At 66.9% G+C, this 22223-nt stretch carries 23 protein-coding genes; 15 read left to right on the forward strand and 8 right to left on the reverse strand.

What is annotated here, in order from left to right; translation table 11 throughout:
* Positions 1-75: 75 nt before the first annotated feature.
* Positions 76-1533, forward strand: coding sequence for an MATE family efflux transporter (locus tag HALXA_RS07150; RefSeq protein ID WP_049895231.1), 1458 nt, complete (start codon positions 76-78; stop codon positions 1531-1533).
* Between the two features lie 78 nt (positions 1534-1611).
* Positions 1612-1941: a hypothetical protein gene (locus HALXA_RS07155; protein ID WP_013879650.1), complete on the forward strand. Its 330-nt coding sequence runs from the start codon at positions 1612-1614 to the stop codon at positions 1939-1941.
* Positions 1942-1954: 13 nt separating this feature from the next.
* On the opposite strand, the gene HALXA_RS07160 is transcribed toward HALXA_RS07155, so the two are convergent.
* Together HALXA_RS07160 and HALXA_RS07165 are read right to left on the reverse strand one after the other, a co-directional pair.
* Positions 1955-3616, reverse strand: coding sequence for a potassium channel family protein (locus HALXA_RS07160; RefSeq protein WP_013879651.1), 1662 nt, complete (start codon positions 3614-3616; stop codon positions 1955-1957).
* A 99-nt stretch (positions 3617-3715) separates the two neighbouring features.
* Positions 3716-5017, reverse strand: a complete 1302-nt coding sequence (locus HALXA_RS07165) for a molybdopterin molybdotransferase MoeA (RefSeq protein WP_013879652.1) — start codon at positions 5015-5017, stop codon at positions 3716-3718.
* 124 nt (positions 5018-5141) lie between these two features.
* On the opposite strand from HALXA_RS07165, the gene HALXA_RS07170 reads away from it, so the two are divergent.
* The 3 genes from HALXA_RS07170 to HALXA_RS07180 all read left to right on the forward strand — a co-directional run bounded on the left by HALXA_RS07170 (position 5142) and on the right by HALXA_RS07180 (position 8275).
* Positions 5142-5960, forward strand: a complete 819-nt coding sequence (locus tag HALXA_RS07170; protein ID WP_013879653.1) for a GIDE domain-containing protein — start codon at positions 5142-5144, stop codon at positions 5958-5960.
* Between the two features lie 71 nt (positions 5961-6031).
* Positions 6032-6511: an Hsp20/alpha crystallin family protein gene (locus HALXA_RS07175; RefSeq protein WP_013879654.1), complete on the forward strand. Its 480-nt coding sequence runs from the start codon at positions 6032-6034 to the stop codon at positions 6509-6511.
* Between the two features lie 66 nt (positions 6512-6577).
* Positions 6578-8275: an ABC1 kinase family protein gene (locus HALXA_RS07180; RefSeq protein WP_013879655.1), complete on the forward strand. Its 1698-nt coding sequence runs from the start codon at positions 6578-6580 to the stop codon at positions 8273-8275.
* Positions 8276-8441: 166 nt separating this feature from the next.
* On the opposite strand, the gene HALXA_RS21650 is transcribed toward HALXA_RS07180, so the two are convergent.
* Entirely contained in the window at positions 8442-9179 is a 738-nt protein-coding gene (locus HALXA_RS21650; RefSeq protein ID WP_013879656.1) for a hypothetical protein, read from the reverse strand.
* Positions 9180-9393: 214 nt separating this feature from the next.
* Between HALXA_RS21650 and HALXA_RS07185 the strand changes: the two genes are divergently transcribed.
* The 4 genes from HALXA_RS07185 (at position 9394) to HALXA_RS07200 (ending at position 12574) form a co-directional block, all read left to right on the forward strand.
* Positions 9394-10497, forward strand: a complete 1104-nt coding sequence (locus tag HALXA_RS07185; RefSeq protein WP_013879657.1) for a hypothetical protein — start codon at positions 9394-9396, stop codon at positions 10495-10497.
* A gap of 208 nt (positions 10498-10705) precedes the next feature.
* Positions 10706-11080 carry a translation initiation factor IF-5A gene (locus HALXA_RS07190; protein WP_013879658.1) on the forward strand — a complete coding sequence of 125 codons (375 nt, stop codon included), beginning with the start codon at positions 10706-10708 and terminating at the stop codon, positions 11078-11080.
* Positions 11080-11943 (forward strand): agmatinase, encoded by an 864-nt coding sequence (gene speB / locus HALXA_RS07195; RefSeq protein ID WP_013879659.1) that lies wholly within the window; start codon positions 11080-11082, stop codon positions 11941-11943. The genes HALXA_RS07190 and speB overlap by 1 nt, the downstream gene beginning before the upstream one ends.
* A gap of 229 nt (positions 11944-12172) precedes the next feature.
* Complete coding sequence (locus HALXA_RS07200; RefSeq protein WP_013879660.1) at positions 12173-12574, forward strand: DUF7344 domain-containing protein; 402 nt, start codon at positions 12173-12175, stop codon at positions 12572-12574.
* 21 nt (positions 12575-12595) lie between these two features.
* Here HALXA_RS07200 and HALXA_RS07205 read toward each other — a convergent pair whose 3' ends face one another.
* A complete protein-coding gene (locus tag HALXA_RS07205; RefSeq protein WP_013879661.1) occupies positions 12596-13543 on the reverse strand; it encodes an acetamidase/formamidase family protein in 948 nt (315 codons plus the stop codon).
* 171 nt (positions 13544-13714) lie between these two features.
* On the opposite strand from HALXA_RS07205, the gene HALXA_RS07210 reads away from it, so the two are divergent.
* From HALXA_RS07210 to HALXA_RS07220, 3 genes are all read left to right on the forward strand, one after another.
* Positions 13715-14482, forward strand: a complete 768-nt coding sequence (locus HALXA_RS07210) for a Nif3-like dinuclear metal center hexameric protein (protein WP_049895235.1) — start codon at positions 13715-13717, stop codon at positions 14480-14482.
* A gap of 389 nt (positions 14483-14871) precedes the next feature.
* Entirely contained in the window at positions 14872-16056 is a 1185-nt protein-coding gene (locus HALXA_RS07215) for a hypothetical protein (protein WP_013879663.1), read from the forward strand.
* Positions 16057-16229: 173 nt separating this feature from the next.
* The gene (locus HALXA_RS07220; RefSeq protein WP_013879664.1) at positions 16230-17309 is read left to right on the forward strand and encodes a deoxyhypusine synthase; all 1080 of its coding nucleotides are present in this window, start codon (positions 16230-16232) and stop codon (positions 17307-17309) included.
* Here HALXA_RS07220 and HALXA_RS07225 read toward each other — a convergent pair.
* On the reverse strand, positions 17306-17647 hold the full coding sequence (locus HALXA_RS07225; RefSeq protein ID WP_013879665.1) for a nucleoside triphosphate pyrophosphohydrolase: 342 nt from the start codon (positions 17645-17647) through the stop codon (positions 17306-17308). The genes HALXA_RS07220 and HALXA_RS07225 overlap by 4 nt on opposite strands.
* A gap of 44 nt (positions 17648-17691) precedes the next feature.
* Here HALXA_RS07225 and HALXA_RS07230 point away from each other — a divergent pair, with 44 nt between their 5' ends.
* Positions 17692-17973, forward strand: coding sequence for a hypothetical protein (locus tag HALXA_RS07230; RefSeq protein WP_013879666.1), 282 nt, complete (start codon positions 17692-17694; stop codon positions 17971-17973).
* Positions 17974-18026: 53 nt separating this feature from the next.
* Here the strand turns inward: HALXA_RS07230 and HALXA_RS07235 are convergent, their stop codons facing one another.
* Positions 18027-18908 (reverse strand): MBL fold metallo-hydrolase, encoded by an 882-nt coding sequence (locus HALXA_RS07235; protein ID WP_013879667.1) that lies wholly within the window; start codon positions 18906-18908, stop codon positions 18027-18029.
* Positions 18909-19069: 161 nt separating this feature from the next.
* On the opposite strand from HALXA_RS07235, the gene HALXA_RS07240 reads away from it, so the two are divergent.
* Entirely contained in the window at positions 19070-20197 is a 1128-nt protein-coding gene (locus tag HALXA_RS07240; RefSeq protein WP_013879668.1) for an NAD(P)/FAD-dependent oxidoreductase, read from the forward strand.
* A gap of 71 nt (positions 20198-20268) precedes the next feature.
* Positions 20269-20874, forward strand: a complete 606-nt coding sequence (locus tag HALXA_RS07245) for an HAD family hydrolase (RefSeq protein WP_013879669.1) — start codon at positions 20269-20271, stop codon at positions 20872-20874.
* Positions 20875-20899: 25 nt separating this feature from the next.
* On the opposite strand, the gene HALXA_RS07250 is transcribed toward HALXA_RS07245, so the two are convergent.
* Both HALXA_RS07250 and HALXA_RS07255 read right to left on the reverse strand, forming a co-directional pair.
* Complete coding sequence (locus HALXA_RS07250; RefSeq protein WP_013879670.1) at positions 20900-21283, reverse strand: pyridoxamine 5'-phosphate oxidase family protein; 384 nt, start codon at positions 21281-21283, stop codon at positions 20900-20902.
* 71 nt (positions 21284-21354) lie between these two features.
* The gene (locus HALXA_RS07255) at positions 21355-22059 is read right to left on the reverse strand and encodes a glycosyltransferase (protein ID WP_013879671.1); all 705 of its coding nucleotides are present in this window, start codon (positions 22057-22059) and stop codon (positions 21355-21357) included.
* Between the last annotated feature and the right edge of the window lie 164 nt (positions 22060-22223).

The following is a 22223-nucleotide window of genomic DNA, read 5'->3' on the forward strand; positions in this document are numbered from 1 at the left end:
TATTCCGGGACGTGAAGACCTTTGTCGGGGGATCGCGAACGGCCCGGCGTGGCTTTTCGCTGGAGCTGGAGCGACGTGCCGAACCCGTTCCGGTGGCTCCTGCTGGCGGTCGGCTACGCGCTCGCACGAGTCGGGATCATCGACGCACGGCGGGTCGAGCGGACGACCGATCTCGCCTGGCCGCGGATCGTGACCGGGATCGCCCGGATGTCGAAGTCCGCGGCCGACGTCGCGATGGTCGGGATAGCCCTCGGCCCGGCGGCGATCGGCGGGGTCGGCCTCGCGACGCCCTACTGGGGGATCGGCTTCGCGTTCGGCGGCGGGATCGCCGGCGCGACCATCGGCCTCGTCTCCCAGCGGTACGGGGCCGGCGCCGAGGAGGACCTCTCGAGAGCGGTGACGACGAGCGCGCTTATCGTCGCCGCGCTCGCGATCCCGCTCGCGGTCCTGTTCGGCGCGGTGCCGGAACGGCTCATCGCGCTCGTCGGCGACGACCCTAATTCGATCGCCTACGGCGCCGACTACCTCCGGACCGTCGCCGTCGGGCTGCCGTTCGCGGCGCTGAACCTCATCGGCAGCCGGACCCTCGTCGGTGCGGACGACGCCTGGACGCCGATGGTCCTGCGAGCGGGCGGTGCGGTCGTCAACATCGCGATCAACGCGGTCCTGATATTCGCGTTCGGGATGGGCGTCGTCGGTGCCGCGATCGGAACCGCGGTCGCGAACGTGCTCGTGCTCGCGGCGTTCACCGTCGGACTTACCGCCGGTCGGCTGCCGCTGATCGGCGAGCTTCCCGTGCAGATCAGCCTCGCGGCGCCTCGCGCGACGCTCGAGGAAGTTCGGAACGTCCTCGAGATCGGCACGCCGTTGGCGTTTACCAACATCGCCCGGCGGGCCGCCCAGTTCCCGATGCTCGCGCTCGTCGCGATGTTCGGGCCGAACGTGCTGGCCGCGTACATCGTCGCCCGGCGCGTCCGCGGGCTGATGAACACGCCCGGCTGGGGCTTCTCGCTTGCCTCCTCGAGTCTGGTCGGCCAGGAGTTGGGGACCGGCGACGAGAGCGACGCCGACACCTACGGCCGCGAGGTGCTCTGGTTCGGGACCGCCGTCTACGTCGTCAGCGGGGCGATCGTGCTGGTCTTCGCCGAGCAGGTCGGCCGCATCTTCGTCGACGATCCGTCGATCCTGCCGCTGGTGACCTCCTTCATCGCCGTCGCCTGCGTCAGCGTCGTCTTCCTCGGGATCAGCAGCGGCGCGACCGGGCCGCTGCGGGCCAGCGGGGACACGAACTGGCCATTCTACGGACAGGTGCTGGGCCGCTACGTCTTCGCGATTCCCGTCACCGCGCTGGGGGTGTACGCCGTCCCGCTACCACATCTCGAGGCCGTGACGCCGCTGGGGATCGGGGCCCTCTACGCCGCCTTGATCCTCGAGACGCTCGTGCCCGCCGTCGTCACCTACTACCGGTTCGAGGCGGGCCACTGGAAGGCGATCAGCCGGACCTACCGGCCGGAATCGTCGCCCGGCGACTAGCTTCGTTCCCCGTCGGCCGTAGTTTATAAATGATCGACAATGAGTGACTTTTTAGGCTCGAGTAGTGAACTGCGTGGTATGGCTACCCATGGCTTTCAGGACGGGGGGAACGCGAACGCGGGCGCGTCCTTGCCCGAGGCGGTGCCGTTCGAGCTGCCCCACTCGACGCGGCTGAGCTGGGAACTGGGGTCGCGGGTCGTCGAGGACGAGGCGGCGACGCTGCGCGGCGAGTGGGAGTCGACGGGTCGCGCGTGGAGCGTGTCTATTTTTCGGGTAACGGAGAACACCGCCGTCGTTCGCGTCCGAACGCCGGTCGGACGGGAGAAATTCTACGGCGCCGCCGAACTCGATCTCGAGTCGGCGCTGCCGGAGCTGCGATCGGCGCCGCGGTGGCGCCGCCTCGAGTAACGCGCCGCCCGGCTCACGAGGCGTCGACGGTCCGCTCGAACTCCCGGATCGTCTCGTCGCTGCCGGCGACGATGACGTCGTCGTCGGATTCGATCGTCGCGTGTTCGTCCGTGAGGATGGTCCCGTCGCGCACGATGCCGACGACCGTCCAGCCCCGCTCGGTGTCCCGTCGGAAGTCGATCAGCGAGTCGCCGACGAACGGCGCGGCGTCGGTCCGGACGATCCGAATCTGACTCGTCGGATCCACGACGCGCTCGCCGTGGACTTCGGCCGCGACCAGCCGCGCCGACGTCTGCTGGACGGAGAGCACGTAATCGGCCCCCGCTTTGAACGCCGGCGTCACCTTCCGCGTGTCGGTCACGCGAGCGAGTATCTCGACGTCGTCCGAGAGCGACCGCGCCGTCGCGATCGTCAACAGCGCGCTCGCGTCGTCGTCGACGGTCACGATCAACGCGCTCGCCTCCTCGAGGCCGGCCGCCCGGAGCGTTCCCGGTTCGGTGATGTCGCCGACGATATCGGGCTCGATGACCGCGTCTGCGGACTGGTCGACGACCGCCACCGAGACGTCGTCGGGCAGCGCGTCGACGGCGGCCGCGCCGCCTTCGCCGGCGCCCGCGACGAGGATCCGCTCGTGCCTCGCGGGGGACGACGGCCGGACGCCGGCCACCTCGCTCGAGACGTCGTCGATCACTCCCGCGGGGCCGGCGACGACCAACACGGTGTTCGGCGTCAGCCGCGTGTCGCTCGGCGGCGACAGGCGGAGGACGCCGTCGAACCAGCCGCCGACCAGCGTGAGTTCCGGGTGGTCCGCGACCGGCGACTCGCCCAGGCGAACGCCGTGCAGCGGACTCTCGCGCCGGACGAGGATCTCTCGAACCGTGATCGACTCCGCGTCGCCGTTCTCGAGCGCGACGGGTGTGGTCGCCTTCTCGGCGAGCCGGCGGCCGATGAGCGCGTGCGGCGCGACGGCGCGGTCGACGCCGATTTCGGTCAGCGCCGCGTCGTGGCGCGTCGACTCCGTGAAGCTGATCGTCCGCAGGTCCGGATTGGCCTCGAGCGCCGTCAGCAGGATGCTCGCCGTCCGGTCCTCGGCGTCGGTGATCAGCAGGGACGCGTCTTCGATCATCGCGCGATCGAGGTCCGCCCGGTCCTCGGGATCGCCGTTGATCGCCTGATAGCCGTCGTCGGAGAGCCGCTTCGCTTCTTCCTCGTCGGACTCGATGAGGACGTAGTCGGCGTCGAGTTCCTCGAGTTCGTCGAGCAGAACGCCGGTGTCGCGGCGGTACTCCGCGACGACGACGTGGTCGTCCTTGGACGTGAGCCGGTCGTCGAGGTGGATCGGCGTGCGCTCGAACAGCGGGATGACGAGGACGCGGAGGGCGACGAACCCGATGAGGATGCCCGTCACCTGGATCGCCACCATCAGCAGGTTCATCACCGGCGTCGCCCACGGCGAGTCGGCGCCGAACCCCGTCGTCGTCATCGTCTCGGTAACCGTCTGCAGCGAGCGGAAGATCGAGTGCGGGCGATGCTCGAGGTAGCGCATTCCCAGGTTGTAGATCACCGTATAGAAGAGGACGACGGCGACGACGGCGACCCCGTAGATGAGCACCAGTCGGTGGCGTCGCGTCAGGCGCCGCGGCACGCGGTCCGCGAGGGATCGGCGGTCGGGCATGCGGTGGTTCCCCGTACTACCGGATACGGGCCACTAAACGCTCGGTCTGAACAGGCAACGTTCCCGTTCGACGAAGTCGAAGATGTTCGGCTGTCGCCGTTACGGATTGACTTCCCAGTCCTCCACGGAGACCGTCTCGCCCGCGGGGATTCCCTCACGGTCGTCGTCCACGACGACCCAGCCGTCGGCCAGCGCCACGCTCGAGAGCACGCCAGAGCCGCTGGCGCGGGTCGGCGTCGCCGCGAACCGCGGTTCGCCGTCCCCGATCTCGTCGGGATCGCGCTCCTCGAGTTGCACCCGCGCGAACGTCCGGGTGCCGGGTTCGCTCGGAATCTTGCGCTCGAGGACGGCCGGCGTCGTCGGGTGCGGATCGGGATCGGTCCCCTCGAGCCAGCGCAGCGTCGGCCGGAGGAACTGCACGGCGTTGACGATACAGGCGACGGGGTAGCCCGGCAGCGCGAGGACGGGCGTGTCCTCGACGATACCGAGACAGACCGGGTGGCCGGGTTTGAGCCCAACGCCGTGGACGAGCACCTCGCCCAGATCGTCGATCACTTCCGGCAGCAGGTCGCGCTCACCGACCGAGGAGCCGCCGGTCGTGACGACGACGTCCTTCGTCAGGTCGCGCTGGATGGCGACGCGAAGCGACTCGGGATCGTCGGTGACGACGTCCCGGTACGTGGCTCGGGCGCCCCACCGCTCGGCCAGCCGCGAGACGGTCAGCCCGTTCGTCTCGACGACCTCGCCGGGGCCGGGATCGCCTTCGACGAGTTCTTCGCCGGTCGGGATCACGCCCACTGTCGGCTGCTCGGCGACCGCGACGCGGTCGTACCCCGCCGACCGGATCAGCCCCAGGTCGGACGGCCGGAGCCGGTGGCCCGCCTCGTAGAGGTGTTGCCCCTCCGCGACGTCCTCGCCGATCGGCGCGACGTTCTCGCCCTCCGCGACGGCGTCCCCGACCTCGAGTTCGGGTACCCCCGTCGACTCGAGTTCTTCGACTTCTTCGATCATCACGACGGCGTCGGCGCCCTCCGGCAGCGCGCTGCCGGTGTGGACGCGCGCGGCGGTCTCGGGCTCGACGGTCGCGTCCGCGCCGATCCCCTCGGCGATCCCCAGGACTTCGGGCGAGCGGTCGCTCGCGCCGAACGTGTCCTCCGCGCGGACGGCGTAGCCGTCCATCGCCGCCCGCCGGTAGTGAGGGACGTTTCGGGCGGACTCGAGGGGCGCGGCGAGGGTGCGCCCGTCCGCGCGCTCGACGTCGACGGTTTCCGTGCCGGTCGCGCACGGCTCATCGTCGGATTGCTGGCCCTCGATCGCCTCCCTGAGAATCCGGCGCGCTTCGTCGACCGGCGTCCGTACCTTAAACCCGGCCTCCGTGCGCTCGCTGTCGGCTCCCTTCATATCCTGAACCGGGGTGTCTGAGGGCAAAAGCGTAGGGGACCTCGAGGGAGTTTCCCTCGAGCGATCGCCCGCCCTCGCAGATCGATGTCGGATATCCTATCTATCGGGAGCCCCGACCGCCCGTATGGTCCCGCCGCTCGATCCGTTCGCGCTCGGCCTCCTCGCGCTCGCGGTCGCCGTCTCGATGGTCGCGCTCGGCTACGGTATCGCCGAACTCCGCCTCGCGGTGCTCGTCTTCCGGTCGCAGCCGGACTCGGTCCTCGAGACGCCCGGCGGCGGCCCGGTCGAACTTCGGGGAACCGCCGAACCGGCCGGCGGCGTCCTGCGAGCGCCGTTTACTGAGGCGCCGTGTCTCGCCTACGAGTACGTCGTCGAGGAGGAGCGCGACTCGAAGAACGGCCGCCACTGGGCGACGATAGCATCGGGCGACGAGTACGTCCCCTTCCGCCTCGACGACGGCTCCGGAAGCGTCTTGATCGAACCGCCGGGAGCCGACTTCCGGCTCGCGACCGACGACCGGATCGAGGTCGACGGCGGAACCGAACCGCCGGCACCCATCGCGCGGTTCATTGACCGCACCGAGGCCGTCGACTCCGAGAACACGTCGATCGACCTGCACGTGTTCGAACTCCGGACCGGACGGGACCGGCGGTTCGTCGAACGGCGCCTCGAGCCCGGCGAGACGGTCCACGTCCTCGGGACGGCGCGGTACGATCCGTCCCCCTCGAGGGCCGCGGGGGACGTCAACGCCGCCGTCGGCATCGACGAGCGTGCGCTGTCCGCGAGTCGCTGGCTCCGACTCCGTCACCGGCTGTTCGGCCATCCGTTCGTGATTTCGGACAGTTCGGAACGGTGGCTCGGAGTCCGCGCCGGCGCGGTCGGACTCGCGGCGACGCTGGTCGGCGTCGCCGCGCTCGGATTCGCGATCGCCGTCGCGATGTGACCGACTGAGACGTGGTATCGCACCACTCTGGTACCGCGGGCTTTTTCGTATCGGCGTTCGAACCAGTAAGCATGTCAGCGCTCCGCGACGCGTTGCGGGACCTCTCCGACGACGTCTTCTTCGATCTGCTCGAGAGCACCGACCGGTACCTGCTCGTCCTCGACGTCCCGGGAGTCACCGCCGACTCGATCGACCTCGCGATCGAGGACGGTCGCCTCTCCATCGACGCTCAGCGGCAGAAGGACCTCCCGGACGACTACCGGTACCTCGAGGAGAACCGGTCGCTCTTCTTCGACGTCGAGTTGCCCCTTCCCGACGACGCGGTCGAGGCGGACCTCGACGCCGCCGTCGACCGGGGCGTGCTCGAACTCTCGATCCCGAAGCGGACCGGCGACGGCGAGACGACGATCGACGTCGTCGAGGGAACGGTCCGCGATGGCGAGGACGGAGACGAGAACGAAGACGGAGACGTGGACGCAGACGAACCCGCCGGCACCGACCCCGACGCCGACCCTGAACCCGAATCCGACGCCGATCCCGAACCGAGGTGACCGAAACTGGTATCGCTCCGCGCGTACCGACGGTTCGTCGTCGTCGCCTGGCAGTTCCTCCCGCTGTTGCTCGCGTACGCCCGCGACCGCCGCCGCTTTCTCCTGTTCGGCTCGAGGCGGCAGGTCGACCCCGAGACCCACCGCGAGCGCGCGGAGGTGTTACTCGAGTCGCTGCTGACCCTCGGGCCGACGTTCATCAAACTCGGCCAACTGCTGTCGACGCGGCCCGACATCCTGCCGCCCGAGTACATCGACGTCCTCTCGGCCTTACAGGACGAGGTGCCCCCGGCCGAGTGGAGCGAGGCGAAGCGAGTCCTCGAGGACGAACTCGGCCCCGTCGAGGAGCGGTTCCTCGAGTTCGACACCGAGCCGATCAGCGGCGCCAGCCTCGGGCAGGTCTACCGGGCGCGGATCGATCCCGACGCCGCGGAGTGGGACGGGAGCGACGGCGGCCCGGCGGCCGTGCCGACCGGCCCCGAGACGACCGGCGGCGAGGGACCGCCCGGACAGGAGGTCGCGGTGAAGATCCGCCGTCCCGACATCGAACCCCTCGTCGAGGCCGACCTGCGCGTGATCCGCTGGTCGCTGCCGCTCGTGATGTTCTTCGTCGACGAGTCGCGGTCGTTCTCGCTCGAGAACCTCGCCGACGAGTTCTCGCGGACGATCCGCGAGGAGATGAACTACGAGCGCGAGGCCGAGATGCTGACCGAGATCCGCTCGAACTTCGCGGGCGACGACCGCTTTCGCATCCCCGCGGTCGCCGAGAGCCACTCGGGGCCCCGCGTCCTGACGATGGAGTACATCCGGGGGACGAAGATCAACGACCTCGAGGAACTCGAGCGCAAGGGGATCGACCGGACGCGGGTCGCCGAGAACTTGGAGCGAGCGTACCTGCAGATGATCATGGACGACGGCGTCTTCCACGCCGATCCCCACCCCGGAAATCTGGCGGTGACCGACGAGGGGCGGATCGTCTTCTACGACTTCGGCATGTCCGGCCGGGTCGACCCGTTCATCCAGGAGAAGATCATCGAGTTCTACGTCGCCGTCGCCAACCGGGACATCGACGGCATCCTCGACGCGCTGATCGAGATGGGGACGCTCTCCCCCGAGGCCGACCGGGGCGTGATGGCCGAGGTGATGGAACTGGCCATCCAGGACGCCCGCGGCGAGACGCTCGACCAGTACCGCGTCCGCGGCATCGTCGGCCAGATCGAGGACTCGATCTACGAGTTCCCGTTCCGGCTGCCCAAGAACCTCGCCCTGGTGCTGCGCGTCGCGACCGTCGTCGAGGGCGTCTGCGTCACGCTCGACCAGGAGTTCGACTTCATCTCGACCGCCACGGAGTACCTCACCGAGCAGGGCTACCGCGAGGAGTCGATCCGGCGGTACGTCCGCGAATCCGCCGAACAGATCCGCGAGTCCGGCGAGTCGCTGACCCGGATTGCGCCCAAGGCCGAGGGGGCGCTCGACCGACTCGATCGGGACGACCTCTACGTCCGGATCGGCGTCGAGGACTCCGACGACGTCTTCGCCAAGTTCGCGAAGCGGCTCATCTACGGCATGCTGCTGACGATGTCGGTGTTCTCGATGGGCGTCCTTTACGCGCTGGGCGCCCCCGAGGCGTCGGTCGTGGCGGCGGCCTTCTCGCTGGTTGTCGTCGTCCAACTCTACCGGTCGTTCCGTAAACCCAAATCGACCCGCGCGCGGCCGCAGTTCACGCGCCAGAACCTGCGACAGCGGCGACAACAGCGCGAGGAGTGACCACTGGTCGTCCGTCTCGTCGTTCCGCTCCGAGCGCTCGCCGCTGTAACGGTCTTGTTGAAACCATCATTCGGCGATCGGTTTCAGCGGACCCGCTGAATACAGGGCGCGAATACAGCACAGAAAGGATCACTGTTCTCTGGCGCAGGATATCTCTTCCACGTTATCAATCTGTGATCTGGCCTAGCTTAGATAAGATGTTTTTCCGATCCCGCCAAATCCCATCAAGTATCACACCCCATGTTACTATAGCTAAGAATGGAAGGTGCCACGACGGGAGAGAGAGCTCTGTAAACATCAGAATATACGGATACGCAACTGCAACCGTTAGGAGGGTAGCTCCATACCTTACCGAGAAGGCTGTCGGTTCAGATGTCCAAGTGGACAACTTACGCCATCCGAGAAAGAGAGCATACGGGCCAAGAACCACCCACTTCGTGAAGTTCATGACAATCGGTCCTAAGTCCGCTATTGCATCAGCTTGACCGATTTTGACTATGAATTCATCTCCAGTAGAATCCTCTATAACAACATAATCCTGATCATTAGTTCCCTTATTCACAGGGTGTGGAAACGTTTCATACTCATCGCAGAGGAGTAGTCCGGGGCTGCACACAGGAGGTTTCCCTAACGACCGTAACCCAGAACTGCTTGGTTCCTGTTGTTTCGCTTCCTCGAAGGCTCTTTGTTGACTCTCAGAAAGGGTCTCAACGGGAATACCACCCTCGCCTCTGTGAGAGGCGTAATCGATGTACACCTTGTATGCATTTGATGATTCATGTGCAATAGCGTAATATGTGCTGTCCCCATCGTATGGTTTCGTGAGTGTGCCCGGATGGAAGCTCGCACCCACGAGGAGAAGAGCGATAATAACCGAAGTACTCAGAAATGTCCTGAATTTCATCAAACAAGAACTATCCAATCAGACGTAAGTGTTTTCTGGAATACATATGTTCAATATGCACTTCTAAGAACGGTTGGTCCATTGACTGGACGTGAACGAACGAGATCAGCGTGCTGAACTCATCCTCTGTATTCAGCACACCATTCCTATCTGGTTCGGGAGATTTCAATAGAACCGCTGCAACCTACTTTTCCCTGGCGCTCGATGAGAGCGTATGGACTACGACCGGATCGCGGACCTGCCGCTCGAGATCGATTCCGTCGCAACGGAGCGCCTCGAGCGCGAGACCTCGAGCGAGTTCACGCGGGTCACGACTGTCTTTTCGCTGTTCGGCCCTGGCGCCGGCACTAACGCCGACGAGGACGCACTCGACGACGAGGCGACCGTCGGCCGCGGCGAAGACGTCACCTACGAGACCACAGACCACGACCGCCTGGCCGAGACCGGGTTGCCGGACCTCACCGGCGAATATACCGTCGCGTCGTTCTCGGACCGACTCGAGACGGTCGACCTCTTTCCCGGCGGCGCGCCCGACCGCGAGGTCTTCCGGAACTACCGCCGGTGGGGCCTCGAGAGCGCCGCGCTGGACCTCGCGCTCCGCCAGAACGGCGCCGACGTCGCGAGCGCGCTGGACCGCTCGCTCGAGCAGGTCCGGTTCGTCGCCAGCACCCGGCTGGGCGATCCGCCGACCGTCGACCGACTCGAGCAACTGCGCGCGAAGAATCCGGACCTCGAGTTCAAGCTGGATCCGACGCCGGAGTGGGACGCGGCGCTCGTCGAGGATATCGTCGACACCGTCGGTCAGGACGCCGTTCGGATCCTCGACCTGAAGGGTCACTACCAGGGGACCGAAGTCGACACCCCGCCGGATCCGGGGCTGTACGAACTCGTCCTCGAGGCGTTCCCCGAGGCCGTGATCGAGGATCCGGCGCTGACCGACGAAACGGAGCCGCTGTTCGAGGATTCCGACATCCGCAAGCGGGTCTCCTGGGACGCGCCGATTCACGGGCTCGCGGATGTCGAGGCCCTGCCCTGGGAACCCGACTGGCTGAACGTCAAACCGTCTCGGTTCGGCTCGCTCGAATCGCTGCTCGAGACCATCGATTTCTGCCGGGAGCGCGGAATCCGGATGTACGGCGGCGGCCAGTTCGAACTCGGCGTCGGACGCGGCCAGCTCCAGCTGCTGGCTGCGCTGTACTACCCCGACTCGCCGAACGATATCGCACCGGGCGCGTACAACAACCCCGACGTCGGCGACGGGCTGCCGGCGAGTCCGCTCGAGCCGCCGGCCGAGTCGGGCGGGTTCCGGTGGAACTGAGGACGCGGTCGGCTCTGCCGTCCGGACGGCTCGCGCTGCGGCTGCGGGGGCCGCTCGAGCGCTCGTGCGGTCGGGGCGACCCCGGCTGCACCGACCGCGACCGCCACCGTTCCGGAATCGAATTTCACACTGTGAGACCTGTTACCGGACCGAACTCGAGGAAACGCATTCCAAACCGTTTATGGACGTCGGTTGATTACCCCGGGACATGGCGAAACAGCAGACCGAAGTTCGCGACCTCCAGGAAGGCAGCTACGTGATGATCGACGACGCCGCGTGTAAGATCAACTCCTACTCCACGGCGAAGCCCGGCAAACACGGCAGCGCCAAGGCCCGCGTCGAGGCCGAAGGCGTCTTCGACGGCAAGAAGCGCTCGCTCTCCCAGCCCGTCGACGCGAAGATCTGGGTCCCGATCATCGAGCGCAAACAGGGTCAGGTCGTCTCCGTCGACGGCTCGGACATGCAGGTCATGGACCTCGAGACCTACGAGACGATCACGATGCGCGTCCCCGAGGACAAGGACGTCTCCCCCGACGAGAACATCGAGTACCTCGAGATGGAAGACCAGCGAAAGATCGTCTAATGTTTCCCGGGGCGGCTGACGAACGCGAGGGGACCGACGCGGTGGGTACTGCCGACCGTGGAGATGCGAACTTCGTTGTCGTCGGTGCGCCCTTGGACGCCACGACGACCTTTCAACCCGGGACCCGATTCGGGCCCCGACGGATCCGTTCTTTTGCCGAACCGTTCGACGACTACGACCGCAGGACGGACCAGCATTTCTCCGAACTCGGCGTCGTCGACCGCGGCGACGTCCGTGCGTGGGACGACCTCGAGGAGTACCTCGAGTACCTGACGAGCACGCTGCGCGAAGCGGTCTGGAACGACGCCGTGCCGCTCCTGCTGGGCGGCGAACACACCGTCTCGCTGGCCGGCGCGCGCGCCGTCAACCCCGAGGTGTTCGTCTGTCTGGACGCCCACCTCGACTGCTACGACGCCTACGACGGCAATCCACTCTCGCACGCCGCCGTCACCCGGCGGATCCTCGAGGACGTCGACTCGGTCGAGGAAGCCGTCATCCTCGGCGCCCGAACGGGGAGCGAAGCTGAGTGGGAACGAGCCGACGCGGACGACGTGACCGTCGTCCCGCCCGAGGACGTCGTGCAGTTCACGTGCGAACACCTAGAGGACCGCGTCACCGACTGCGAGGCCTACCTGAGCGTCGATATCGACGCCGCCGATCCCGGCTACGCACCCGGAACGGGGACGACGGAACCGTTCGGCCTCGAGCCCCGCGAGCTACGCGACGTCGTGCGCACTGTTGCCCCGCACGCCGGCGGCTTCGACGTCGTGGAGGTCAACGACCGCGACGACGGCCAGGCCGCGTCGCTGGCCGGCAAGCTGGTCAGAGAGTTCGTCTTTTCCAACGCCGCCGAGCGGCTGTGAGTCGCCACAGTCGGTCGTTCGGATTCGCGGTTTTATTTCGTTTCTCGGCCTCGAGTTGACACGCTGGCCTCGAGTCTCTAATCGGTTTGGCTAAACGCCTGGCGCGAGTCTGCCGGCAGCGAACCAGTCGACAGCAATTACAGTATCTCGTTTCTGATTGTCACATAACGTGATCTCCCCTACTAGTTAGGGACAACAATTGGGGACGCACTCGCCAAACTGCGGTGCAATGACGGCGTCGCAACCACCCGAACTCGATCTCGAAACGGTCTACGAACTGCTGGCGCACCCGTACCGGGAGCACCTGCTTCGGTCCTTAGCACCGGGTGAACGGCGGTCCGTCGACGATATCGTCGATGTGATCGTCACTCGAGAGCGTTCCGGCCCGACCGAGACGGTCGATCCCTCCGCCCGCCGTCGGATCAGGATCGAACTCGTCCACGACCACCTGCCGCGGCTCGATCACCACGGCGTCGTCGACTACGCCCACGAGTCGAAGGAGGTCGTGTTGACGGCGCCGATCGACCGGGACGAGGTCGACGGCGACGAACCCGGCAGCCTCGGCGGAACCGGCGACGTCGACGAATCGGCCGCAGCCGCGGCGATCCTCGAGCGCATGATCGACGCCTAATTCAGGCGACCGGTACCGCGCTCAGAACGGCGACGACAGGTACTCCTTGGGGATCGCGTTCCGGACCGTCACCAGCGGATCGACCACCTGACTGATCTCGAGGCCGCCGGTCAGACTCGAGAACAGGTAGGCGTCGGTGTCGTCGAAGCCGTGCTCCGCCGCGAGCAGGTCGACCGCGTCCCGGTTCGCGAGTTCGCAGGCCGCCTCGAGCGTCTCGGCGCTGGCGATCGGCTTCCAGGCGTCGTCGGTTTCGACGAGCGGGCGCTCGAGGTCGACGGCGGTCTCGTCGGCGTCGAGCACGTCGACCGTGACGTCGATTTCTGTCGCGATTTCGGCGCCGGTCCCGCACATCTCGCCGTCGGCCATGGCGGCCTTGCAGTCGCCCATCGCGAGCATCGCACCCGCCTGGAAGACGGGGAAGTAGACGGTGTTGCCGCCGGTCACGTCCGTCGTGTCCAGATTCCCGCCGTGATCGTGGGGGACGAGCGTCGCGTACGACTCGGCTGCGGGCGCGACGCCGATCGTCCCGATGACGGGCTCGACTGGAACCTCGAGGTCGTCGAAGGTGATCGTCGGTTCCCCGTCTCCGTCGGCTTCGCCGTCCGCGTCCGCCTGCGAGACCGGCGTAATCCGCGTCCGCGGCGCCTCGATCTCCTCGTCGCCGTCGAGCAGTCCGAAGCCGTCGATGGTGATGATGCGACCCCGGTCCTCGGCGAGCCGAACGTCCTCGATTTCGACGCGCAACACGTCGCCCGGTTCGGCGCCCTCGACGGCGATCGGGCCCGTCGCGGCGTTGACCTCGTCAGGGACCGATTCGATCACATCGGACTCGGTCTGAACGGCGCCGTCCAGACTGTCCCGCGTTTCGATCGTCAGTTCTTCGCCCGGTTCGACGGTTGTGATCGCCTCGAGATCGGGCGTAAATTCGTAGATCGCTCCGTCCTCGTGGGAGATCGTGCGACGCGACATGGCCGGACGTACGATCGGGCGCGTGGTAAATCGACTCCTCCCCCTGCGGGATTGCCGCGGCGGCCGTCTCGACGGGAGGATCGCGGCGGGTCGCGGCGGGTCGGGTGACGCCCGTCTCGCGATCGCAAGCATACAAGCCCCGTCGCCGCCTATCCACGCCCTACCATGGCTATGGACCTCTCGGAGTTCACCGCACGACTCGACGAGGAGCTGCGCCACGACGACTACGCCGACCTCGACGCCAGCGCGAACGGCCTGCAGGTCGGCCCCGACGAGGCCGAGATCGAGCACGTCGCCTTCGCGGTCGACGGCGTCCAGGAGACGTTCGAGCGGGCGATCGACGCCGGCGCGGACGCGCTGGTCGTCCACCACGGCATCTCCTGGGGCGGCTTCGACCGCGTGACCGGCCGCACCTACGACCGGATCGCGCCGCTGATCGAGCACGACTGCGCGCTGTACGTCTCACACCTCCCGCTTGACGGCCACCAGGAACTGGGCAATGCCGCCGGCGTCGCCGACGTCCTCGAACTCGAGGACCGCGCGCCCTTCGGCGAGCTCGGCCCCGAGTACATCGGCCAGCGCGGGACCGCGAGCGAGTCCTACGGGGCCGCCGACCTTCGCGAGCGCCTCGAGAACGAACTCGTGACGGGCGAGCACTCCGTTCGGGTACTCGATTTCGGCCCCGACGAACTCGAGGACGTGGCGATCGTCACCGGCAGCGGCACCGACTGGCTCGACGAGGCCGTCGACGCCGGTGCGGACGCCCTGATCACCGGCGAGGGGAAACAGAAGGTCTACCACGAAGCGCAGGAGGCCGGCGTCACCGTCGCGCTGGCGGGCCACTACGCGACGGAGACGTTCGGCGTCCGATCGCTGCAGGATCTGGTCGAGGGGTGGGGCCTCGAGACGAGTTACCTCGAGGTGCCGACGGGGCTGTAAGCCGGTCCTGATGCGCGTAGGGACGGGATTGTATCGCGCGCTCGGTCGAACGGCCCGGTTTACGCGGACGGTTTCGACGCGCTCGTTCGTCGGTCGATGCGGCGCCGAACGTCGCCGTCTCCCGCTATCGGTTCGTTTCCGTTCGTACGCCGTCGCTTCGTGCGTCGCGATCGCCGGAAGGGTGTTCGTAGCGTCCGCTAGTGGCCGGTTTCACGGCCGCTCGAGTCCGTCCTCGAGGTATTTTATTTCGTGACTTTCGGAGCGAACTGACGGTACGGTCGGTAGTAGTGTCGTGTCGTTCGGTAGTTCACTGATTACAAACCGTCCGTCTCTCGGAGTAGTCGTCACTCACCGGGCCGGCGAGGACGCCGGCGACCGGGAGCGAACCTATGACCGACGAACGCACCATCTCAAGACGGGACAGTCTCAGGGGTATCGCGACGACCGGCACGCTCATCGGCGGCGCCGGACTCGGCATCGGAACCGTCAGCGCAGGCGAAGACGGCGGTAACGACGGCAATGGCGGCAACGGAGACGACGGCGACGACCTCGCGCTCTACGAGCGCACCGCCTTCGAGGGTTGCCACTCCGTGTTCGTCCTCTTCGAGGACGCGGACGAGCTGCCGACGAACCTCTGGATTCAAACCTACAACGCGGAACGGGGCCGGACGGAGAACGTCGTGCGGCCGGTTATGGCCTCCAACGTGTACGCGTACCCCTCGCGGTTCGGCGACTACTACGTCGCCGAGTTCAACGCCTTCCAGTTCTACGACCGGACGGCCGACAGCGGCGATAAGGTCCTCTCGGTCACGTACGACGGCGAGACGGTCGTCAACCAGAACTGCGGCGAGCAGTCGGACGACGGAGAGAACGGCGAGGACGGCAAAGACGACGGGAAAGACCACAAGAAGGGCGAGAAAGCCAAGAAGGAAAAGAAGAAAGAGAAGGGTCACTACGACGAGACGGAGAAGACGCACGAAAAGGGGAAGAAACACGACAAGGGTGACGGCACGGACGACGGCGACGATGACGACGATGACAACGGAACCATCGACCTCGAGGCACTCTCGCTCGAGGCCGTCTGTGTCGACAGCGAAACCGGTATGGCCCGGTTCCGCGTCGAGAACGAGAACGACGCCTCGGTCAGCGTCGGTTACGAGGTCCACGGCGCCGACCGCAGCGGCTCCGTCGGCGTCCAACCCAACAGCGCGACCTACTTCGACGTCGGCGGGACCACGTCGGAGGGCATGGCGACCCTCGACCTGCTTTACGAGGACATCCGGCTCGACACGCAGGCGGCAAACACCGACGAGCAGTGCATCCCGCGGAACGACCTCAACCTGTTCCTCGACAGCGTCGACGCCGAGAACGACGAGGCGACGTTCTACGTGATGAACTACGACGAGCCCGCCCGCAGCGTCGTCGTGCGCTTCCCCGGTACGGACGTCGAGGAGATCATCACCGTCCCCGCCAACGGCTCGCAGTACTTCACGGTCTCGGCCCCCGACGGCGACATCACGGCCGCGATCTTCTACGAGGGCGTGGAGATCGACTTCGAGCCGAGCGACGACTGACGTTCGGAATCGATATCGGACTCCGCCGTCGACACCGTTTCGATCGCGTTTCGGACGCTACCGACTCTTTTTCGACGCCGCTCGAGCCCGACAGTCGCTACGCTCGAGTCCACGAATCGAATCTCCCGGCCCGAACCGCGGCGTTCAAACCGCTGGCTCGCGGACGCGTGGACATGAGCGACGAGCACGAGTCCGGGAGTGACGCCGGCGCGTCCGACGCGGCCGACGACGACCACGATCACCACGGCCACCACGAGCCCGACCGCGAAACCTTCTCGCACGATCCCGTCGGCCACGCCGAGGCCCGCGCGGGGATGACCGTCGGCGAACTCGCCGACGAGTACGGGTCGGCCGGCGTCGGCGCGGCGAACCTCCACGAGGCCGTCGACATCACGGAGTCGATGTTCGACGACGACGTGACCGTCTTCTTCGGCCTCGCGGGCGCGATGGTCCCCACGGGAATGCGTCGGATCGTCGCCGACCTGATACGGGACGGCCACATCGACGTGCTAGTCACGACCGGCGCGAACCTCACCCACGACGCCATCGAGGCCATCGGCGGGAAACACCACCACGGACAGGTTCACGCCGAGGGGAAGACCGAGCGCGAACACGACGAGACGCTGCGCGACGAGGAAGTCGACCGCATCTACAACGTCTACCTCCCACAGGAGTTCTTCGCCGACTTCGAGAGTCACCTCCGCGAGGAGGTCTTCCCGGTGCTCGAGGAGGAAGGCATCGTCTCGATCCAGCGGCTCACCGAGGAACTCGGCCGCGCGAACGCCGAGATCAACGAGCGCGACGACGTCGACGAGGGCCCGGGCATCGCCGCAGCGGCCTACGAGAACGACGTCCCGATCTACTGTCCCGCCGTGCAGGACTCCGTGCTCGGCCTGCAGGCGTGGATGTACTCGCAAACCTCCGACTTCTCGCTGGACGCGCTGGCCGACATGACCCCGCTGACCGACATCGCGTTCGAGGCCGACGAGGCCGGCGCGTTCGTCGTCGGCGGCGGCGTCCCGAAGAACTTCACGCTGCAGACGATGCTGGTCTCGCCCGACGCCTACGACTACGCCGTCCAGCTGACGATGGACCCCAAGCAGACCGGCGGCCTCTCCGGTGCGACGCTGGACGAAGCCCGCTCGTGGGGCAAACTCGAGAAGGACGCCGAGAACGTCTCGGTCTACGCCGACGCGACGATCACGCTGCCGCTGGTGGTCGCGGCCGCGCGGGAGCGTCTCGAGGACGCCTAACGGCGCTCGGTTTCGTTATCACCCGAGACGACTCGCTCGAGGACGATCCGATCCGCGAATCCGCCTTTCTCCTCGGCTTTTCGACCGCGCCGGTCGCGGAGTTCACGCTCCGACAAACCCTCGAACTCTCGAATTTCGTGGGCGACTTCCAGAACGTCGGCTAACTCTTCGGGGTCTCGGCTCTCGACGTACTCGTCGACCTCCTCTTGGAGCTTCTCGAGGAGGTACGCTTCGTACTCGGCGTCGTCGCTCGCCGTCCGTACGACCGGTGTCTCTCCGTTGCGCTCGATGATCTCCGGAATTCGATCGCGGACCAGTTTGTCGTATTCTCGCGTCACGGGTTATGAACACAAATTTACCGACGTATAGTCAACCTGTTTATATGAGCGGGCAAGCGCTACTGCTGATCGGTCTCATTTACGTCGGGATCTTCGGTTCGCTCTCGGCGCTGGTTTACTGGGATGCAAACCGCCGGGGGCTCGATTCCCCCGCCAAGTGGGCCGGGTTCGTGTTCATCACGGGCGGGACGGGATTTCTCCTCTACGTGGCGGATACCGACGGCGAAGGACGCTACGAAGACGACGCGGCGGATCCGTACTCGCTGCCCGGTTCGACACCCGCAGACCGCCGCGAAGGAGGTCGTGACTCGAACGACACCGAATAGGTTCGTTCGAACGATTCCGAGTCGTCCGGGTCCCTACCGAAACGACTCGGTCGTTAGCCGCGACGATCCGACGATTCGAACTCGAACGTCTCGCCGTGCTCGAGGTACTCGACCTGATCCTCGAGTCCCGCCTTCTCGACGGCGGCCTTGAAGTTCGATAGCGGCGACCGGAACACCTCGTAGTCGTTGTAGTGGATCGGAATCGCGGTGTCGGCGTCGATCAGATCGACGGCCTCGACGCCCTGAGCGGCGTCCATCGTCAGGAGGACGCCCAGAATCCGCGTCCCGCCCAGATGCAGGAGGGCGAGGTCGATATCGGGATACCGCTCGGGGATCTCCTCGAGCGCGTCGTAGACGAGCGTATCGCCCGAGATGTACAGGCGAAGCAGCGGTGGCTCGTCGGGGTCGGCGTCGTCCGGGCGGAACTCGAGCATGCTGCCCATCACCGGCGGTAGCCCCTTCGAGAGGACCGGCGGCCCGTGGCGTCCGGGCATCGCCGTGATAGACAGCCTGGCGTCGCCCTTGCGGATCCGGCACTCCTCCCAGGTCTCGAGCGGGTACGTTTGGCGAAACCCCTTCTCCTCGAGTTCGGCGGCGGCGTGGGGCGTCGTCACGATCGGCAGGTCCTTGTCCAGTTTCGCCTCGGCGACGCGGTCGAAGTGGTCGCCGTGGTAGTGCGACAGGAGGATGAAGTCGATCGGCGGCAGTTCGTCGATGTCGATCGCCGGATCGGTCCGGCGGCGGGACTTGATCCCGTAGCCGAGGTGGACGTGATCCCCGCTGTGGAGGAAGTTGGGGTCGGTGAGGATCGTGAATCCGGCGTACTCGAGGACGATGGTCGCGGTGCCGACGAAGAATATCGAGCCGTTCTCGAGGTCGGATTCCTCGTCTTCGGCGACCGGTAACTCGAGGTCGACGGTCTGGAGTTGGCTCATGGCGTCGCTTCCTCCACCGCGGACCCGTTTCAATCCCTATTCGCACTCCGCGGGACTACCAGCGCAGGTGATACGAGGCGGTGTGGCGGCCGACTGGCGCTACAGACCGTGGCCGCATATGCGCGCTCCGGACTCAACCTGCTGGGTCTCGAACTCGAGCTATGTCGACGGACCCACCAGAGTACGAGGTCGCCGTCGTGGGCGGCGGTCCCGCCGGCCTGACGGCGGCGCTGTACACGACCAGACTCGGCCACCGGACCGCCGTTTTCGAGAAGGATGGCGGCCGGCACGCGTCGGTCAACCACGTCCACAACCTGCTGGGCGTCTCCGAGAACGTCTCGGGCGAGCAGTTGGCAACTCACGCCGTCGACCAGTTCGAACACTACGGCGGCGACTTCTACCCCGACGCGGTCGAGTCCGTGACGCGGCTGGACGGCGGCGAGGAGAACGACGAGGACGGCGACAAACCGCGCTTCCGCCTCGAGGCCGCCCACGCCACCGTCGACGCCGAGCGGGTCGTCTTCGCAACCGGCTTCCGCGACCGCAGTCCGGACGTGCCGGAACTCGAGCGCTTCACCGGCCGCGGACTCCACTACTGTCTCCACTGCGACGCGTACTCGTTGGGAGACGGCCCCGTCTTCGTGCTCGGGCACACGGAGAGCGCGGCCCACGTCGCGATGACGATGCTCAACTTCACCGCGGACGTCGATCTCCTGCTGGACGGCCGCGAGCCCGAGTGGGGCGACGAAACCGAAACCCAACTCTGCGCGCACCCAGTCGAACGGATCGAGACGGCCGTCGTCTCGGCCTACGAGGACGAGACCCTCGGCGAGGACGAACCGCCCTGGCTCGGCGGCCTCTCGTTCGGCGACGGCACCGAGCGGGACTACCTCGGCGGGTTCGCGATGTACGGCTCCTCGTACAACGCCGGTCTCGCTGCCGATTTGGGCTGTGAACTCGGCGAGAACGGCGCGATCGACGTCGACGAACGCCGGGAGACCAGCGTCGACGGCGCCTACGCCGTCGGCGACGTCACCCACGGGCAGAACCAGACCACCATCGCCGTCGGCGACGGCGCCTACGCCGGACTCGCCGTCCACAAGGACCTTCGCCGGTTCCCGATGTCTGTCGAGGATCTCGAGGCGCGCGGGGACGGCGACCCGGACGCGATCGAGTGGGACGACCTCGAGGTGCCCGCCAGCGCGCCGAGCCTGCGCGCGCAGATGCGCCGCGTTCGCGACCTCGAGATCCACCCGGGACTCCGGGGGCCGTCCCCCGGCCTGGAGTGACGGCGCAGCGATCACCCGGCCCCTGTCGTGTCAAGCTATTGCTTTTATTACGCCGGTGAGAAGACGACGGCATGACGGCGATCGTCTTCGACGTCGACGGGACGCTGCTCCGATCCGACTGCCCCTATCGGGGAATCGTAGCTGACGCGATCGAGACCGTCCGCGGCGACGCTCCCGAGGCGTGGCTCGACGCGTACGAGGAGGCGTTCTTCGAGTCCTTCTTCGCGTTCGAGCCGGACCCGGTGGAACGAGCGTTCGGCCAGATCGACGACTGCGCCGATCCCGAACCGTACGCGGCGGCGCTGCTCGAGGCCGAAATCGAGGCACTGTCGCCGCCGGACGGCGTCCACGACGACCTCGAGCGGCTGGCCGCAGAGACCGACGTCGACCTCGGCGTGCTGACGAACGGCGTTCGCGACTGGCAACTGGGGAAACTTCGGGCGGCCGACCTCGCAGAGTACTTCGACGCCGTCGTCGCTTCCTACGAGGTCGGGGCCCACAAGCCCGCGACGGAACCGTATCGTGCACTCGAGGAACGGCTCCCGGCGGATCGGTACGTGATGGTCGGCGACAGCGACGACGACGTCGACGGCGCGGCCCAGGCCGGCTGGACGCCGTATCGGTACGACGGGGGCGGCTTCGGCGACCTGCCGGCGGCCGTCGAGGTCGATCGGTAGCTCGGTTGCCCGGTCGCCCGGTCGCTCAGTAGGTCCGGTACGTCGTCGACCCAACGTCGATCCGCACGAGCGTATTCTCGGCGTAGGCGTCGGGTTCCGCGTCGTACTTCTCGTTGATCCGGCGGCGGGCGTCGGCCGTCTCGGCTTCGTCCTCGACGATCGTCGCCGTGCCGAGCAGCGTCACCATCCAGCGGGTCTTGCCCGCGTCGTCCTTCTGCACGGAGAGCGAGACCCGCGGATTCTCGCGGATGTTCGCCAGCTTCCGGCCCGTCGTGACGATCTCGACCTCGCCGTCGTCGTATCGGTACCAGACCGGCGCGACGTGGGGCCGCCCGTCGACACAGGTTCCGAGGTGGGCCATCAGCGGCTCGCTCTCGAGGAGCCGTTCCGCTTCGTCCGGGACGGTCATCGCTCGGGAACGTCGACGGTGACGACCAAAAGGACCGCGCCTGCTGCGCCCGACCGACGGTCGCGAACCGCTTACGCGCCCCCGCGCCGGGCGCGACTCGCGCGGAGTCGCTCGCGGTCCAACCGCAGGTAGTGGACCAGCGTCCCGGTGAGCCCCTGCGCTTCGATCCGCCGCCCGGAACTCTCGACGAGCACCTCGGGACAATAGCCGGTGGGGTACCGCCGCCCGAGCCGCCGGCTGAACGCCGTATCCTCGTTCGGCACGTCGGGGAAGCCGCCGGCATCTTCGAAGGCGCTCCGGTGGACGAGGAGGTTGAACCCTGGCAGAATCGGCCGCTCGAGGCGCGGAAAGACGTAGTTGATCGTCGCCTCCATGATTTTCGCGCGCCTGGGACCGGCGATCCGACAGCGCGAACTCGCGGCCGCGAGACCGGTAGCCTCCGCGTACCCGAGCAGTTCGGTCAGGTAGTCCGCCCGTACCCGCGTATCGGCGTCGACGAAGGCGAGCCAGTCGCCGCTCGCGCGACGGGCGCCGTAGTTTCGGCCGGCGGCGATGCTCGTTCCCGGCCCCTCGAGCACCGTCGCGCCGTACTCGCGGGCGATGGCGGGCGTCGCGTCGCTCGAGTCGCCGTCGACGACGAGCACCTCGTACTCGTAGTCGGTGTCGAGGCCGGCGAGGCTGGCGAGCGTGCCGCGCAGGTAGTCGGCCTCGTTCCGGGCGGGGACGACGACGCTCACGTCGACGGGGCCGTCGGCTTCGTGGATGTCGCTCGCCATGTCACTCGGAGGACTCGACGCGTACGGGCTTAGTGGTGCGGGCTTCGGTCGCCGTGTCCGGGCGGCGTACGCTCGAGGGCTCGCGTGCAGGTCGGCAGTCGAGAGTCGAACGCGATCGTGGCGTCTGCATGCGATTTGGTGACGCAGCACTATCGTGGATTATA

Origin of the sequence: Halopiger xanaduensis SH-6 (genome assembly GCF_000217715.1) — an archaeon.
Taxonomy (GTDB): domain Archaea; phylum Halobacteriota; class Halobacteria; order Halobacteriales; family Natrialbaceae; genus Halopiger; species Halopiger xanaduensis.

Coding starts and splice junctions, on each gene's coding strand:
- HALXA_RS07220 (WP_013879664.1), top strand. CDS start 16,230: ATGAGCGACGAGCACGAGTCCGGGAGTGACGCCGGCGCGTCCGACGCG.
- HALXA_RS07205 (WP_013879661.1), bottom strand. CDS start 13,543: ATGTCGCGTCGCACGATCTCCCACGAGGACGGAGCGATCTACGAATTT.
- speB (WP_013879659.1), top strand. CDS start 11,080: ATGTTTCCCGGGGCGGCTGACGAACGCGAGGGGACCGACGCGGTGGGT.
- HALXA_RS07155 (WP_013879650.1), top strand. CDS start 1,612: ATGGCTACCCATGGCTTTCAGGACGGGGGGAACGCGAACGCGGGCGCG.
- HALXA_RS07185 (WP_013879657.1), top strand. CDS start 9,394: ATGGACTACGACCGGATCGCGGACCTGCCGCTCGAGATCGATTCCGTC.
- HALXA_RS07200 (WP_013879660.1), top strand. CDS start 12,173: ATGACGGCGTCGCAACCACCCGAACTCGATCTCGAAACGGTCTACGAA.
- HALXA_RS07190 (WP_013879658.1), top strand. CDS start 10,706: ATGGCGAAACAGCAGACCGAAGTTCGCGACCTCCAGGAAGGCAGCTAC.
- HALXA_RS07235 (WP_013879667.1), bottom strand. CDS start 18,908: ATGAGCCAACTCCAGACCGTCGACCTCGAGTTACCGGTCGCCGAAGAC.
- HALXA_RS07230 (WP_013879666.1), top strand. CDS start 17,692: ATGAGCGGGCAAGCGCTACTGCTGATCGGTCTCATTTACGTCGGGATC.
- HALXA_RS07175 (WP_013879654.1), top strand. CDS start 6,032: ATGTCAGCGCTCCGCGACGCGTTGCGGGACCTCTCCGACGACGTCTTC.
- HALXA_RS07165 (WP_013879652.1), bottom strand. CDS start 5,017: ATGAAGGGAGCCGACAGCGAGCGCACGGAGGCCGGGTTTAAGGTACGG.
- HALXA_RS07245 (WP_013879669.1), top strand. CDS start 20,269: ATGACGGCGATCGTCTTCGACGTCGACGGGACGCTGCTCCGATCCGAC.
- HALXA_RS07250 (WP_013879670.1), bottom strand. CDS start 21,283: ATGACCGTCCCGGACGAAGCGGAACGGCTCCTCGAGAGCGAGCCGCTG.
- HALXA_RS07215 (WP_013879663.1), top strand. CDS start 14,872: ATGACCGACGAACGCACCATCTCAAGACGGGACAGTCTCAGGGGTATC.
- HALXA_RS07160 (WP_013879651.1), bottom strand. CDS start 3,616: ATGCCCGACCGCCGATCCCTCGCGGACCGCGTGCCGCGGCGCCTGACG.
- HALXA_RS07210 (WP_049895235.1), top strand. CDS start 13,715: ATGGACCTCTCGGAGTTCACCGCACGACTCGACGAGGAGCTGCGCCAC.
- HALXA_RS07255 (WP_013879671.1), bottom strand. CDS start 22,059: ATGGCGAGCGACATCCACGAAGCCGACGGCCCCGTCGACGTGAGCGTC.
- HALXA_RS07240 (WP_013879668.1), top strand. CDS start 19,070: ATGTCGACGGACCCACCAGAGTACGAGGTCGCCGTCGTGGGCGGCGGT.
- HALXA_RS21650 (WP_013879656.1), bottom strand. CDS start 9,179: ATGAAATTCAGGACATTTCTGAGTACTTCGGTTATTATCGCTCTTCTC.
- HALXA_RS07170 (WP_013879653.1), top strand. CDS start 5,142: ATGGTCCCGCCGCTCGATCCGTTCGCGCTCGGCCTCCTCGCGCTCGCG.